The organism is Terrihabitans rhizophilus (assembly GCF_033898525.1).
In the GTDB taxonomy this organism is placed as follows: Bacteria; Pseudomonadota; Alphaproteobacteria; order Rhizobiales; family Methylopilaceae; genus Flaviflagellibacter; species Flaviflagellibacter rhizophilus.
The window spans coordinates 343,388-357,347 of the sequence record NZ_JAXAFJ010000001.1; the positions used below are offsets into that span (position 1 = coordinate 343,388).

13 protein-coding genes are annotated in these 13,960 nt (G+C 66.3%); 8 read left to right on the forward strand and 5 right to left on the reverse strand.

Annotated features, from left to right (window positions below):
- Nucleotides 1-31 precede the first annotated feature (31 nt).
- The 7 genes from SCD90_RS01535 to SCD90_RS01565 all read left to right on the forward strand — a co-directional run bounded on the left by SCD90_RS01535 (nucleotide 32) and on the right by SCD90_RS01565 (nucleotide 7,478).
- Complete coding sequence (locus tag SCD90_RS01535; protein ID WP_319842850.1) at nucleotides 32-778, forward strand: aspartate/glutamate racemase family protein; 747 nt, start codon at nucleotides 32-34, stop codon at nucleotides 776-778.
- Nucleotides 779-974: 196 nt separating this feature from the next.
- Nucleotides 975-2,030: an ABC transporter substrate-binding protein gene (locus tag SCD90_RS01540; protein ID WP_319842851.1), complete on the forward strand. Its 1,056-nt coding sequence runs from the start codon at nucleotides 975-977 to the stop codon at nucleotides 2,028-2,030.
- A 65-nt stretch (nucleotides 2,031-2,095) separates the two neighbouring features.
- A complete protein-coding gene (locus SCD90_RS01545) occupies nucleotides 2,096-2,980 on the forward strand; it encodes an ABC transporter permease (protein WP_319842852.1) in 885 nt (294 codons plus the stop codon).
- Nucleotides 2,980-3,765, forward strand: a complete 786-nt coding sequence (locus SCD90_RS01550) for an ABC transporter ATP-binding protein (RefSeq protein ID WP_319842853.1) — start codon at nucleotides 2,980-2,982, stop codon at nucleotides 3,763-3,765. The genes SCD90_RS01545 and SCD90_RS01550 overlap by 1 nt, the downstream gene beginning before the upstream one ends.
- A 104-nt stretch (nucleotides 3,766-3,869) precedes the next feature.
- Nucleotides 3,870-5,408, forward strand: coding sequence for an amidohydrolase family protein (locus tag SCD90_RS01555; protein ID WP_319842854.1), 1,539 nt, complete (start codon nucleotides 3,870-3,872; stop codon nucleotides 5,406-5,408).
- Nucleotides 5,409-5,425: 17 nt separating this feature from the next.
- Complete coding sequence (locus SCD90_RS01560) at nucleotides 5,426-6,775, forward strand: amidase (RefSeq protein ID WP_319842855.1); 1,350 nt, start codon at nucleotides 5,426-5,428, stop codon at nucleotides 6,773-6,775.
- A gap of 1 nt (nucleotide 6,776) precedes the next feature.
- Nucleotides 6,777-7,478 (forward strand): aspartate/glutamate racemase family protein, encoded by a 702-nt coding sequence (locus SCD90_RS01565; protein WP_319842856.1) that lies wholly within the window; start codon nucleotides 6,777-6,779, stop codon nucleotides 7,476-7,478.
- Nucleotides 7,479-7,565: 87 nt separating this feature from the next.
- Here the strand turns inward: SCD90_RS01565 and SCD90_RS01570 are convergent, their stop codons facing one another.
- Genes SCD90_RS01570 through SCD90_RS01590 form a run of 5 tightly spaced genes read right to left on the reverse strand, consistent with a single transcriptional unit; the run spans nucleotide 7,566 to nucleotide 12,473 of the window.
- The gene (locus SCD90_RS01570; RefSeq protein ID WP_319842857.1) at nucleotides 7,566-9,056 is read right to left on the reverse strand and encodes a sulfatase-like hydrolase/transferase; all 1,491 of its coding nucleotides are present in this window, start codon (nucleotides 9,054-9,056) and stop codon (nucleotides 7,566-7,568) included.
- A gap of 2 nt (nucleotides 9,057-9,058) precedes the next feature.
- Nucleotides 9,059-9,838, reverse strand: coding sequence for a phosphonoacetaldehyde hydrolase (gene phnX / locus SCD90_RS01575; protein ID WP_319842858.1), 780 nt, complete (start codon nucleotides 9,836-9,838; stop codon nucleotides 9,059-9,061).
- The gene (locus SCD90_RS01580; RefSeq protein WP_319842859.1) at nucleotides 9,835-10,977 is read right to left on the reverse strand and encodes a TIGR03364 family FAD-dependent oxidoreductase; all 1,143 of its coding nucleotides are present in this window, start codon (nucleotides 10,975-10,977) and stop codon (nucleotides 9,835-9,837) included. Before SCD90_RS01580 ends, phnX begins: the two co-directional genes overlap by 4 nt.
- Nucleotides 10,978-10,980: 3 nt before the next feature.
- Nucleotides 10,981-11,730, reverse strand: a complete 750-nt coding sequence (locus SCD90_RS01585; protein WP_319842860.1) for an SDR family oxidoreductase — start codon at nucleotides 11,728-11,730, stop codon at nucleotides 10,981-10,983.
- 11 nt (nucleotides 11,731-11,741) lie between these two features.
- Nucleotides 11,742-12,473 carry a sulfite exporter TauE/SafE family protein gene (locus SCD90_RS01590; RefSeq protein WP_319842861.1) on the reverse strand — a complete coding sequence of 244 codons (732 nt, stop codon included), beginning with the start codon at nucleotides 12,471-12,473 and terminating at the stop codon, nucleotides 11,742-11,744.
- Nucleotides 12,474-12,661: 188 nt separating this feature from the next.
- On the opposite strand from SCD90_RS01590, the gene aptA reads away from it, so the two are divergent.
- Nucleotides 12,662-13,957 (forward strand): omega-aminotransferase AptA, encoded by a 1,296-nt coding sequence (aptA, locus tag SCD90_RS01595; protein WP_425265629.1) that lies wholly within the window; start codon nucleotides 12,662-12,664, stop codon nucleotides 13,955-13,957.
- Nucleotides 13,958-13,960 lie beyond the last annotated feature (3 nt).

Consider the following 13,960-nt stretch of genomic DNA (forward strand, 5'->3'; position numbering starts at 1 on the left):
CACCCCACGAAGACCCGCGACATCCCGGCCCATGAAGATCGTTCTGGTCAATCCCAACACATCCACCGACATGACCCAGCGGATGGTCGAAACGGCATCCACCATGCTGCCTCCCGGCGTGGAGTTGCTGGCCCTCACAGCGGATCGCGGCATGCCCTACATCGCCAGCCGCACGGAAGCGCTCATCGCAGGGCAGCTGACGCTCGAACTGCTCGCGGAGCACGCGGCTGAGGCCGATGCCATGGTCATCGCGGCCTTTGGCGATCCCGGGCTCGTGGCGGCGCGGGAGCTGTTCGAGGTCCCCGTCACCGGCATGGCGGAAGCGGCGATGCTGACGGCCTGCATGCTGGGCCAGACCTTCTCCATCATCACCTTTTCCCGCACGCTCGTGCCCTGGTACGAGGACGCCGTCGCGCTGGCAGGCCTTCAGGCGCGTTGCTGCAGCATCCGGGTGCCCGATTGCACCTTTGCCTCCGTGGCAACGGTGCAGAACGAGCTTGAGGATGAGCTCGTGGCGCTCGCCGAGCGTGCGGTCCTGGAGGATGCCGCCGACGTGGTCATCCTGGCGGGCGCGCCGCTGACCGGCCTGGCCGAACGGATCGCGGATCGTGTGTCCGTTCCGCTGGTCGATCCTCTGCTCGCCGCCCTGGGGCAGGCACATCTCCTGGCGCGCCTGCGCGTCCGCGCGCCCAGCCGTGGCCGGTTTGCGCGGCCTGACGCCAAGCCGGCGGTCGGCGTGGCCCCCGCGCTGCGCGCATGGATCGAGAGGTCCGCCTGATGATCCTCGGGGCCATGCAGCTGTCGAATTCCCTTAGATTTCAGCTTGGCCCCTGTTTTGCATTCCATTTCGATAAGCGCAGAGCTCCCGCTCTCATGGGTTGGCGTGCCCATCAATTGATCCCGTAGGATCGACGCGCTTCAGCACGCCGAAGGTCGGGGTCAGTCCTAGAAAGCCGCAAGGCTGGAGAGAGACCATGTGCGATCGTGACGGGACGTTTTACGGCAAGTTTTCGCGTCGGGGATTTCTGAAGTCGACCATCGCCAGCACGGCGGCCGCCATCGCGCTGCCGCCCGCCATCGCGGCACTGCTGGCGCCAGCCACGGCACAAGCCGCCGGGTTGACCGTCAAGGCCACGCACGGCACCGGCTTCTGCAATATGGGCATCTTCCTCGCCAAGGAACGTGCGCTGGCAAAGGCAGACGGCGTCAATCTTGAATTCGTGGTGACACCGTCGAACACCGAGATCACCACGATGTTCGGCGCGGGCCTCGTGGACATCTCCATGATCCCCTACTCGAACTTCATGACACTGTACGACGCCGGCGCGCCGGTGCGCATCATCGCGGGTGGCGGTGTCCAGGGCTGCATCATCGTTGCCAAGGAAGGCATCAAGTCGGCGGCCGACCTGAAGGGCAAGACTTTCGGCACATTCCAGGCGGATACGCTCGAGGTTCTTCCCTACGACTACCTGAAGAAGGCGGGCCTGGGCTTCAAGGATGTTCAGATCAAGTATCTGAACACCTCGCCGGAACTGGCGCAGGCCTATATCGCCGGTGCGGTGGACGCCATCTGCCACATCGAGCCCTATGCCACGCAATGCGTCACCTCGCGTCCGGGCTCGACGGTCCTGACCGACGGCATCGATCTTTACGGCCCCGGCTATTCCGACTGCGTGCTTGCCGCCCGCATCCCGCTGCTTGAGGAGAACCCCGCGGCGGTGAAGGCCATCATCAAGGCCCTCATGGTGGCGCAGAACCAGGCGGAAACGGACAAGATGGCCGCGCTCAAGGACACGGTCGGCCCCTACTACAAGACCAGCATGGAGGCGGCGGTGGATGCATCCTCCAAGCAACCGATCGTGGTGGACCAGCGCGGCCAGACCCAGTTCATTCTGGACCGCGGGCAATCCATGGCCGAACTCGGCTACGTCAAGAAGCTGCCTGACAAGGCCGCCTTCGACTGGAGCTTCCTTGAGCAGGTCATCGCGGAGAACCCGGACCTGTACGCCTCGCTGAAGATGAAATCCTGACGTGATCCGCCGGCTCCGCGCAAGCGGAGCCGCCAGCCACCCCTCGTCAGAGGCCAAGTAGCGACATGACAACCACAACGGGATCCATCCCGCAGGCCAAGCATGTGCCTGCCTTATCGCCCCGCATCCGCCGCGGCCTTGCTTCGGCCGGCTGGGGCCTTGCCTCCATCGGCCTTTTCGCCGGCATCTGGGAAGCGCTCTGGGCGATGGGCCTGGCCAATCCCCTCCTGCTGCCGCCTCCGCATATGTTCCTCGGCGACATCCCGACCACGCTGACCTTCTTCGACCACAATGCCCGCATCGGGAGCACCGACCGGGGCGAAGGAAGCGTCTTGCCGCTGCTGAACACCATGCTGTGGACCACGATGCGGGTGGTGCTGGGGCTGTTCATCGGCTTCTCGGCCGGCGTCGCCGTCGGGGCTTTGGTCCACTACGTGAAGCTGCTCCGAAACCTCTTGCTGCCCACCATCCTGCTGCTGGCGCCCATCTCACCGGTGGCCTGGCTTCCGGTCGCCATTTTCGTCTTCGGCATCGGCGATGTCCCGGCGATCTTCCTTGTCTTCATCACCGTGTTCTTCTCCATCGTGCTGGCCACCGTCTCGCAGATCGAGGCGGTTCCGAAGAACTACATCCATGTCGCGCGCATCATGGGCGCCACGGAGCGGCAGACCTTCTGGCGGGTCATCCTGCCCGCCATCCTGCCGGGCCTGTTCATGATCCTGCGCCTCAACCTGTTCGCGGCGTGGATGGTGGTGCTGATCGCGGAGGCAGTCGGTGTCGGCACCGGGCTCGGGCAGATCACCTCCATGGCGCGCGCCACCTTCAACGCCAAGCTGGTGTTCTTCACCATGGCCATCATCGGAGTGCTCGGCTTCTCCTTCGATTGGGGCCTGCGGGCCATCCAGCGCAAGCTGCTGTGGTGGGTCGCGCCCGGCCAGGGAGTATCCTGATGAGCCGTCCAGCCATTACCCTGAAGCACATCGGCAAGACGTGGACCCCGGAGGGCCGCGCGCCGGTGGAAGCCCTGCGCGACTTCAGCCTGGACGTGATGCCCGGCGAATTCGTCGTGTTCCTGGGCCCGTCCGGCTGCGGAAAGTCCACCTTGCTCTACATGATCGCGGGCCTGGAAGAGGTCACGGGCGGCACCATCCATCAGGACGGCCATGAGGTGAAGGAGCCCTCGGCCGAGCGTGGCCTGATCTTCCAGGAAGCCTCCCTGTTTCCGTGGCTGACCATCGCCGACAATGTCGCCTTCGGCCTGTCGATCCGGGGCACTCCGAAGCTCAAGCGTCGCGACATCGCCCTCGACATCCTGCGCTCGGTGGGCTTGGGCGATATGGGGGACAAGAAGCCGGACGAGCTCTCCGGCGGCATGCGCCAGCGTGCGGCCTGCGCGCGTGCGCTGGCCATGCGCCCGAAGGTGCTGATGATGGACGAGCCGTTCGCCGCGCTCGACGTCCAGACCCGCGCCAAGATGCAGGATTTCCTGCTGCAGATCTGGCGCGATAGCGGGGCGTCCATCATCCTCGTCACGCATTCCATCGACGAGGCGATCTCGCTGGCCGACCGCGTGGTGGTGTTCACCGCCCGGCCCGGGCGGGTGAAGACGATCGTACCCATAGACCTGCCGCGGCCTCGGCCCTCCCGGGATCCCCGCTATCACGCCTATCGGGATCAGTTTGCCGAACTGCTGGCGGACGAGGTCGACCGCGCCTTCGCCGAGCAGGAAGCCTGACGCGCGCACGGGCCGCGCGGAAGCGGCCCGTCCACTGAAATCACCCACCACCACCGCCGCCGCCCTGCGGAGCGACCCTCAACGTTCGAACACCAGAGACAGCCATGACAGAACTGATCGTACAGGCCCGCCAGGTCATCACCGGCGTGCAGGACCGCCACACCCCGGTCGTCATCGAGAGCGGAGCGGTTCTTTCGCGCGAGGGGATCATCGTCGCCACCGGCTCGCTGGACGAGATGAAGCAGATCGCCCCCAACGCAAAGGTCGAGGTCTACCCCGACCACGTGATGCTGCCGGGCTTCGTCAACGCGCACCACCATGTCGGCATGACGCCGCTGCAGATGGGCTCGCCAGACCATGCGCTCGAACTCTGGTTCGCCAGCCGCATGCCGGGCCGCCGCATCGATCTGCACCTGGACACCCTGTACTCCGCGTTCGAGATGATCGCCTCCGGCGTCACAACCGTTCAGCACATCCACGGATGGATGGCCGGCGGATACGACGCCATCCACGGCGCGGCGACCAAGGTGCTCAACGCCTATCGCTCCATCGGCATGCGCGCCTCTTACTGCTATGCCGTGCGCGAGCAGAACCGGCTGGTCTACGAGGCAGATGAGGCATTCTGCGCCCGGCTTCCTTCCCCCCTCGGCGAGGAATTGCTGGCCTATCTGCGTACGCAGGCCATGCCGTTCCCCGAGTTCATGACCCTGTTCGACCAGCTCTCCGGTGAGAATGAGGGACAAGGTCTGACGCGCATCCAGCTTGCGCCCGCCAACCTGCACTGGTGCTCGGACGAAAGCATTGTTGCCCTGAACGAGAAGTCCCTCGCGGCCGGCGTGCCGATGCACATGCATCTGCTGGAAACGCAGTACCAGAAGGAATATGCGCGCCGCCGCACCGGCAAGACGGCCGTGCGCCATCTCCATGATCTCGGCGTCCTCAGCCCGCGCATGACGCTGGGCCACAGCGTGTGGATGACGGAAGAGGACATCGACATCGCGGCGCAGACGGGCACCTGCATCTGCCACAACTGCTCGTCCAATTTCCGCCTCCGCTCCGGCGTGGCGCCCCTCAACGCGTTCGAGGCGCGTGGCCTCACCGTCGGCATGGGGCTGGACGAGGCCGGCATCAACGATGACCGCGACATGCTTCAGGAACTGCGCCTTGTCCTGCGCGCCCATCGTACGCCGGGCATGGACGACGACGTGCCGACCTGCCCGCAGGTGCTGAAGATGGCCACCGAATCCGGCGCCAAGACCACGGCGTTCGGCGACAGCATCGGCCGCCTGGATCCCGGCCGCTTCTTCGACGCCGTGCTGCTGAACTGGAAGACCGCGACCTTCCCATATCAGGACGCAGATGTGCCGCTGCTCGATGCCTTGATGCAGAGGGCGAAGACCGGCGCAGTGGACGCGGTCTACATCGACGGAAAGGTGGTCTACGCCGATGGGCGCTTCACGAATGTCGATCGCGCGGAGGTACTCAACGAGATCGCGGAAATCCTCGCACGCCCCCGCAACGAGGAAGAGATCGCCCGCCGCGAACTTGGGCTGGCGGTGTTCCCGCACGTGAAGGCCTTCTACCAGGGCTATATGGGCGATGCGGTGGCAGAGCCGTTTTACGCGGCGTCTTCGAAGACCTGACCCCGGAGGACACCAGCATGCCGATCACCGACATGACCGCGCGCCAGATCGCGGAGGCGGTCAATGGACGGGCGATCGGTGCTGTCGCGATCGTCGACGCGTTCCTGCAGCGCATCGATGATCGCAACCCCGCGCTGAACGCACTGGTCTGCCTCGACGCCGTGCGATCCCGGGCCGAGGCGCATGCCGTCGATCTCAGGATCGCCGCCGGCGCCCGCCTTCCTTTGGCGGGCGTTCCGATCATCGTGAAGGACAATATCTGGGCTGAAGGCTGGCGCATCACGCAGGGGTCGCGCCTGTTCGAGGACTTCGTCGCGCCGGCCGATGCCGGATCGGTGGCCCGCGCCCGCGCGGCCGGTGCCGTCGTCATCGGCATCGGCGCGTGCTCGGAGTTCGCTTGCCGGGGGGTGACCTCCACCCCGCTCCATGGGATCACCCGGCATCCACTCGATGAAAGCCTGACACCGGGCGGATCATCCGGCGGCAATGCGTCCGCCCTGGCCGCCGGCTTTGCGCCGCTTGCGCTGGGAACGGATGCGGGCGGGTCCGTTCGCCGGCCGGCAGCGCATTGCGGAGTGGTGGGCTTCAAGCCCACGCAGGGTGCGATCCCCTACGGCCCCGGCTTCGATGAGCCCGGCTGGGACATCTCCGTCATCGGGCCCATGGGGCGCTGCGTCGACGATGTCGCGCTGCTGTTCGAGGTTCTCGCGGATCTGGCGTTCATACCGGATGTCCCGAGCAGGGTTGGTTTCGCACCTCTGCTGGGCCTCGATGTCGCCATCGACGAAGACGTCGCGGCGCGGGTTGCGGCCGCCGTGGCAACCCTCCGGGACGAGGGATTGGCTGTTCAAGAGCTTAGCCCCGCGTGGCCGGAGGGCGTCGGCGAGCCTGCGATCATGCCGCTTCAGCACGCGGGGCTGGCCGCGCTGTACGGAGAACACTGGAAGCAGAGGCCCGACCGGATCGATCCGGCGATTGGTGCCCAGATCGATGCGGGCCTCGCCTTGACCGGCGTGGAGGTGGCCCGGGCACTGACGGCGTCGCACCGCCTGCGCAGCGCGCTTGATACCGTGTTCCGTGACGTCGATCTGCTCATCAGCCCCACGATTCCCTGCCCGGCCTGGCCGCATGGCCAAAGCGCTCCCGCATCCATCGGCGGCAAGGCGTCGTCCGCTCGCGGTCATGCGGTCTTCACGCCCCTGCTGAACCATGTCGGAGTTCCTGCGATTTCGATCCCCTGCGGCACGGTGCGCAACGGCCTCCCGATCGGCCTCCAGATCATAGGCCCTCGCGGTGCGGACATCCGTGTCTTGGCTGCCGCCGCCGCAGCGGAGCGCTGCCTTACCCAACACACGAACGCTGTTTGACATGAGCGCACCTGCCGACGCCGACCGGCCGAACATCATCCTGGTGAATCCAAACACCAGCAGCCAAACGACCGAGATGATGGTCGGGATAGCTCAGGCTCAGGCCGGCAGCCGAGTTCAGCTAAAGGGTATGACCGCGCCATTCGGCTCGCCGTTCATACAAGATGAAGTGGGCCTCGCCACGGCTGCGAGGGCCGTCGCTCAGATGATCGACACGGCGATGCGCTCGGCTCCTCCAACAGCCTTCGTCGTCGCGGCTTTCGGCGATCCTGGTGTAGCCGAGGCCCGCGCGAAGTATGAGGTCCCGGTGTTTGGCATTGGCGAGGAGAGTTTTTACGCAGCTGCCGAAGGAGGCCGTTTCTCCGTGGTCACGTCCACGCCGGCACTGGGCGCTGTCATTCGCGCACGTGCCGACGAACTGAACCTTGCCGATCGACTTGTCTCCGTGCGCTTCACCCGGGGTGACGCTGCTACGCTGATGACAAACCCCAAAGAGCTCCAACGCGAACTGCTGTCGCAGGTCAATTCAGCCCGGCTCGACGGGGCGGGATGTGCGGTCATCGGCGGCGGGCCGCTTTCCGCCGCCGCGAATGCTATCCGCGGCGAAGCACCAATCCCGGTTATCGATCCACTTTCAGCGGTAATGGCACGCTTGCTCAGCATGTTTGCAGGAGACCTCATGCCTCACGGAGGCGTGGCATGAGAGTCGCTGTTGTGGCCCATATTGATTGGGCACCTGACTTGGCTAGCGCAGCGCGGCTGGTTGCTGCGCCGGGGAGACAACAGCGGCTTACGACCAGCCCGTGAGACGCCGGTCGCCGCGATTCATCCTCCGATCCAGCATGGCGGACTGCAACCGGATCAACTCACCCTGACAACGAACATCTCCGGCAACGTTTCGGGCCTCCTCCGGGTCAGCCTTGAGGTCGAACAGGAGCGGCGGCAGACCGCCATTGAAGTGGACAAGCTTCCAGTCCGCTTCTCGCAAGACCGCTGCGTTCGCCTCGTGGGCGGTCAAGCCAAACGCCTTCTCGAAGCGGGTGCGCGCACGTGGGTTGGCGAAGTCGATTTCAGCGAAGGCTGCCGTGCGCCAGTCCTGCGGACAATCGCCTCCGAGCAGAGGATCGAGCGGACGACCGTCCATCTGGGGCGGCACCTTCAGCCCGATGGCGGAGAGGATAGTCGGCGCCACATCCACCGATTCCGATATCGCGCGGACACTCCTGCCTCGCCCTGTTTCGAAACGCGGATGCCGGATCATCAGCGGCACGTGGAACACCGGATCGAAAATGGAATCCTTGCCCCACTGGCCGTGGTCTCCCAGCATCTCGCCGTGATCGCCCGTGAGGAGGACGAGGGTGTTCGCCGCCTGATCCCTGCTGTCGAGCCAGTCCAGTAGCCGGCCGAAATGATGGTCCACCTCTGCAAGCAAACCAAGGTAGACGGCTCGTAGATCGCGCACGGTTTCCTCGCTCATCGCAGCGCAACGGCCATCGAAGCCCCAGTAGAGCCCGAGCTGAGACGGCGCAGAGAACCAGGCGTCGAAAAACGGGTGATCGGGAGTGTTGCTGACAGCGCTGGTGATCACGGCACGGTCGACCAACCTGTTGAATGGTGCGGGCGCGACCAGTGGCGGATGCGGGCGTATGTAGGTGACATGGGCGAACCAGGGCCTGTCCTGCCGGACATGGAGCGCCTTTAGAACCTCATCTGTCAGAAAAGCCGTGTCGCTGTGTTCAGCGGCATAGAACGCCCGATCGCGGATCGCTGGCTCCACGCCGGATGGTGCCAAAGGCCTGGCATAATCCTTGAGATCCGCCGGCAGATCGTAACCCTTTGCCGCGAGATGGGCCGGCCACGCCCGCGGGCTGTCGAAGCGCATTTCGAGCACCTCGCGGAAGCCCGGCAGCACGCCCTCATAGGTCTGGAGGTCGGGGTCGGACGGATCGCGATCCGTTGGATCGACCTGCGTGTCCGTGTAGCCGAACAGCAGGGGCTCATAGCCGGCCTTCCGCGCCTCGAGGGCAAGATTGGTGTGGTGATCGGCCAGGGGGGCGCCATTGCGCACCACGCGATGGTTCATCGCATAGAGGCCCGTGAGCAGGCTGGCGCGGGCCGGTCCGCAGGGTGCCGTGACGGAAAAGTGGTTCTCGAAGGTCACGGCCGAGGCGGCGAACCTCCGCAGGTTCGGCAGCGGCACGGCGTCCGCCAGTGCGCCGCGCACCGCATCCGCACGGATCTGGTCGATGGTGACGAGGAGGATGTTCGGCCGCGACGCCATGCTTAGCTGGACAGGCTGTCGATCAAGGCCGGCAGGTCGGCCACCGTGTCGATGATGTGGTCGGCGCCGGCGGCCCTCAGCTTCCGGCCCACGCGTTCGCGGATGTCGGCCTTCGCCTCGGCGGAAAGCAGCCTGAACTCGTCCGCCGTCAGCCCCGCTTCGTTGCCCGACAGCGCCACGCCCACCGTGACGCAGCCCGCCGCCACGCCTTCGGCGATGCCGGGCTCGGTGTCGTCCACCTTGATGACGGCGCCGGCGGGCTCCGCCATCAGGTCCAGGAAGCACTTGTACATGCCCATCGCTGTGGGGCGGCCCAGCGGGAGATCGTCCGCGCAGACAAGGTTCTCCGGCGCAAACCCCTGCGCCGCCGCGAGAGGCAGCACCCGTTCCATGATCGAGCGGGTGTAGCCCGTGGTCGAGCCGATCTTCAGGCCGCGCCGGCGTAGCTCGGCCACCATCTCGGCCGTGCCCGGCACCAAAGTGCAGTAATCCGTCACCACCTCGACATTGCGCGGCACGAACACCTCGTAGACGCGGTCGATCGCCGCTTCATCCGGGGCGCTGCCCTGCGCGTCGCGCCAGCCTTTTGCGATGTGCGGCTCGGCCATCATCGCCGCGATATGGGCGCGCTTGGGCAGGCCCATGGGCTTGCGGGCGTCGGCGATGGACACCGTGACGCCGAAGCCCGCGAAGGTCTCGACGAACGCTCCCATCGGCGCGAACGAGCCGAAATCGATGACCGTGCCCGCCCAGTCGAACACCACTGCCTTGAACCTGCTCATGCCATCCCCGCCGCTGCCGTTCCGTAAAGGTCTGCCATCGTCTCTTCGGCGATGCCGAACGCCGTCGAGGCACCGCAGCCGCTCGTGACCACGACAATGCGAACGGCATCCGAGGGCCTGTCCGTCAGGCGCCAGCGATCGGGTGCCGATGCGTAGGTGCCGGTCCATCGCTCCGTCACCACCCGGCCCGGCAGGTCCAGCACGCGGTCGAATTCATCGAGGATCAGCGCGTCCACGTCCTCAGCCGCGAAGGGGTCCGGCGTCGCCGCGTAATGATGGCTGTCGCCCACGACGAGCGAGCCATCGGCCGACTGCGTGACGATGAGGTGCACGCCATTGGCGCGGTGCGCCGGCTGGTCCTGATCGAGCCGTTGCTTCAGGTCGGACGCTTCCGGCAGGTCGGCGTAGCCAAGATAGCGCGCCAGCCCAAGATCCGACATCACCGCAGTTCCGAACCGGGCTGGAGACGCCGGCATGACCCGCATCATCTGGAGCTTGCAGCGCGTGACGCCGTAGCGAGCCAGCCGCTCCGGGAACAGGGACACGAAGTCGTCTCCGGGGCACACCACCGCCGCCTCGGCCTGCACCACGCCCTCGGCGGTCTCGATTGCCGGCGGCGAGACGACGCGCACCGCACGGCTGCGGATGAACGTGACGCCCCAGCGCTCCGCCAGATAGGCGGCCAGCAGCGGAATTGCGGTGCGACTTTCCACGCGAATTTCATGAGGGCTGTAGAGCGCGAGCACGGCCGCATCGGCGCGCAGGGACGGTACATGCGCCTGCGCGGCTTCGGCTGTGAGGCGGATGCACCCCTCCCCCATTTCCGTCTTGAGGAAGGCTTCGATGACGGCCTCGGATTCCGGATGGCGAGCGGCGAGGACGAGGCCACGCTGCAGCAAGGCTATTCCGGCGGCCTCGGCCACCTCCGCCCAGATGTCACGGGAGCGGCGTGCCATCGTCCAGCAATCGCCCGCGCCCTGACCCGTGACGGTCACGAAGCCGAAATTGCGAACCGAGGCGCCGTTGGCCTGCGCATCGCGGTCGATGACGACGACGCGCTTTCCGCGCGTCGCGGCCGCGAGTGCGTGCCCCAGCCCCACGATGCCGGCTCCGACCACCGCAAGATCATAGCCGGTCATCGATCAGTCCTCGCGATGAACGCGCATGCCGGCCCATGACTGGCTGACCGGCATGATCTCGAGCGAGTTGATGTTGACGTGCGGCGGCTGCGTCGCCACCCAGAAGATGGTGTCCGCGATGTCCTCGGGCTTGAGAGCGTGCGCACCCTTGTAGAGCGCGTCGTAGGCGGCCTTGTCCCCGCCGGTGCGGACGAGGGTGAATTCGCTTTCGCACAGGCCGGGCTCGATGGAGGTGACGCGGACCCCCTTGCCATGCAGATCCGTGCGTAGGCCCAGCGAGAACTGCTTCACGAACGCCTTGGTGCCCGCATAGACGTTGCCGCCCGGATAGGGCCAGGTCGAGGCGATGGAGGCCAAGTTCACGATCATCCCGCGGCGCTCGATCAGCATCGGCAGCAAGCGATGCGTGATGGTGACAAGCCCCGTGACATTGGTCGCGATCATGGTCGACCAATCATCCAGCGCGACGTCCGGGGCCGGCTTGGTGCCGAGCGCCAGGCCGGCATTGTTGACCAGCACGTCGATCGCCCGGAATTCATCGGGAAGGGCTCCGATCGCGGCATCGATGGCAGCGGGATCGGTGATGTCGAAGGCTGCTGCGTGGAAAAGCTCGCCAAGCTCCTCCTTCAGATGCTGCAGACGCTCCGCACGGCGCCCGGTTCCGATGACGCGCCAGCCATCCCGGACGAAGCGCCGGGCCATGGCTTCGCCGAAGCCGGAGGTGGTGCCGGTGATCATGATAGTGCCGGTCATGGAAGCTTCCGTCACGCGTAGAAGAGGGTGTGGGTGAGGCTCACTCCCGCGACGAGAATGAGAAGGAGGGCAACGCCTCGCCGCCAAAGGTCCGCCGGGGCGCGGTGGAACACAAGCCCGCCCGCTAAAATACCTGCAGCCATAAGGGGCGTCAGTATCAGGCCCGTGACGGCGGCATCCATCGGAAACACGCCGAGCACGACACGCAGGCCGAGCGAAAGTCCGTCGGTGAGGCCGAACACCAATGTCAGCAGCCCGCGCGTCTCCTTCGGCGTGCGCCCGGCGGCCATCAGCCACGCAAGCAGCAGCGGGCCACCGATGGCGAAGGCGCCGATCAGCGCACCGACCACGAAGCCGATTGCGGCCCCGACAGCTGGGTGGCCCAGCACCGGGGCACGCACGCGGCAGATGACGGCGAGCGCCGAGACGAGGACTGCGATGTCCAGGCCGAGCCGGGCGGCATCCTGCGGCAGGTTCTTGATCAGCAGCACGCCCGTGACGGCGCCGATGACGCCCGGCACGCCCACCACCCATGCGTCGCCCCGGCGCACCTCGGCCAGCGCGCCCGAGCGCACCAGAACCGCGGTGGCCACCAGATCGAGCATCAGCACCAGCGAGGTCGCGAACACGGGCGGCCAGACAAAGGCCAAAAGCGGCGCGGCGACGAGGGCGAAGCCAAAGCCGGCGGCGCCCCGCACGAGCGCCGCTCCGGCCACGATCAACGATGCAAGGGCAAGTTCCAAGGGGCGCTCCGCTTCCGGGTCGCTCTTCGCAACGACCTGCCCTTCGCGCCAGTGCCAGAACGCTATTTCGGTGGAGCCACGGCGGGGGATTGGCCCCTTCGATTGTACGCGCTGGCTCTAACCTCCGCGGGCCGGGAGGTCCTAGCGATCCTTGACAGTCCCCGGAGGCCGGCTTGAACGCGATCAACATGGAGCATCATTGGCTCCCCTTCACGAACAACCGCATGTTCCGCGAGGAACCCCAGATCTTTGCCCGTGCAGAAGGCGTCCGCTACTGGACGCCGGAGGGCCAGGAAATAATGGACGCCGCCTCCGGCCTGTTCTGCTGCCCTGCCGGCCATGCGCGGCGGGAGATCGCCGACGCCATCCACGCCCAGGTGATGGAGCTGGACTACACCACCCATTTCCAGCGCGCCGCCCCCAACTCGTTCCGGCTGGCGACCCGGCTCGCAGAGCTGCTGCCCGCCGGGTTGAACCGCATCTTCTTCGGCTCGTCGGGCTCGGAGGCGGTCGACAGCGCCATGAAGATCTGCCTGGCCTATCACCGGGCAAGGGGCCAGGGGCAGCGCACGCGGTTCGTCTCCCGCAACTGGGCCTATCATGGGGTCAATCTCGGCGGCACCTCGCTGGCCGGCATGGTCAACAACCGGCGCGACTTCTCCGGGGCGACCAGCGATGTCGTCCACATGCGCCACACCTGGAGCGATGAGCAGCGCTTTTCCCTCGGCCAGCCGGAAACCGGCGCGGATCTGGCCGACGATCTGGAGGAGATCTGCAAAACCTATGGCGCTGAGACCATCGCCGGCGTGTTCGTCGAGCCGATCGCGGGCTCGGTCGGCGTCATCTTGCCGCCGCAGGGCTATTTGCAGAGGCTGCGCGCCATCGCAGACAAATACGGCCTGCTCCTGATCTTCGACGAGGTCATCACAGGCTTCGGGCGCACGGGCTCGGCCTTTGCGGCTCAGGAATTCGGCGTCACGCCCGATCTGATGACCATGGCCAAGGCGCTCACCAACGGCACCGTGCCGATGAGCGCGGTCGCGGTGCGCACGGACATCCAGCAGACGGTGATCGACGCGGCGGAGGGCGACCGGCCGGAACTGTTCCACGGCTACACCTATTCCGCCCATCCCGTGGCCTGCGCCGCGGCGCTCGCGTCCCTCGACATCTACCGCGACCATGGCCTGTTCGAACGGGCCAAGGCGCTGTCCCCGGTGTTCCTCGACGCTCTGCATTCCCTGCGCAACCTGCCCCACGTCTTCGACATACGCGGCTACGGCATGATGGGCGCCGTGCAACTGACGCCGGGCGCCAAGCCGGGGATGAAGGGATCGCTGGTGCAGCGCCTGCTGTTCCGGGAAGGCCTGCACCTCAAGGCCACCGGCGATGCGCTGATCATCGCGCCGGCCTTCGTCACAGGAGAGGACGATCTTGCCCGCATGATCGAGATCCTGCGCCGGGTGCTGGGACGCGCGGACCTGTAGCCG

Coding starts and splice junctions, on each gene's coding strand:
- SCD90_RS01535 (WP_319842850.1), top strand. CDS start 32: ATGAAGATCGTTCTGGTCAATCCCAACACATCCACCGACATGACCCAG.
- SCD90_RS01540 (WP_319842851.1), top strand. CDS start 975: ATGTGCGATCGTGACGGGACGTTTTACGGCAAGTTTTCGCGTCGGGGA.
- SCD90_RS01545 (WP_319842852.1), top strand. CDS start 2,096: ATGACAACCACAACGGGATCCATCCCGCAGGCCAAGCATGTGCCTGCC.
- SCD90_RS01550 (WP_319842853.1), top strand. CDS start 2,980: ATGAGCCGTCCAGCCATTACCCTGAAGCACATCGGCAAGACGTGGACC.
- SCD90_RS01555 (WP_319842854.1), top strand. CDS start 3,870: ATGACAGAACTGATCGTACAGGCCCGCCAGGTCATCACCGGCGTGCAG.
- SCD90_RS01560 (WP_319842855.1), top strand. CDS start 5,426: ATGCCGATCACCGACATGACCGCGCGCCAGATCGCGGAGGCGGTCAAT.
- SCD90_RS01565 (WP_319842856.1), top strand. CDS start 6,777: ATGAGCGCACCTGCCGACGCCGACCGGCCGAACATCATCCTGGTGAAT.
- SCD90_RS01570 (WP_319842857.1), bottom strand. CDS start 9,056: ATGGCGTCGCGGCCGAACATCCTCCTCGTCACCATCGACCAGATCCGT.
- phnX (WP_319842858.1), bottom strand. CDS start 9,838: ATGAGCAGGTTCAAGGCAGTGGTGTTCGACTGGGCGGGCACGGTCATC.
- SCD90_RS01580 (WP_319842859.1), bottom strand. CDS start 10,977: ATGACCGGCTATGATCTTGCGGTGGTCGGAGCCGGCATCGTGGGGCTG.
- SCD90_RS01585 (WP_319842860.1), bottom strand. CDS start 11,730: ATGACCGGCACTATCATGATCACCGGCACCACCTCCGGCTTCGGCGAA.
- aptA (WP_425265629.1), top strand. CDS start 12,662: ATGGAGCATCATTGGCTCCCCTTCACGAACAACCGCATGTTCCGCGAG.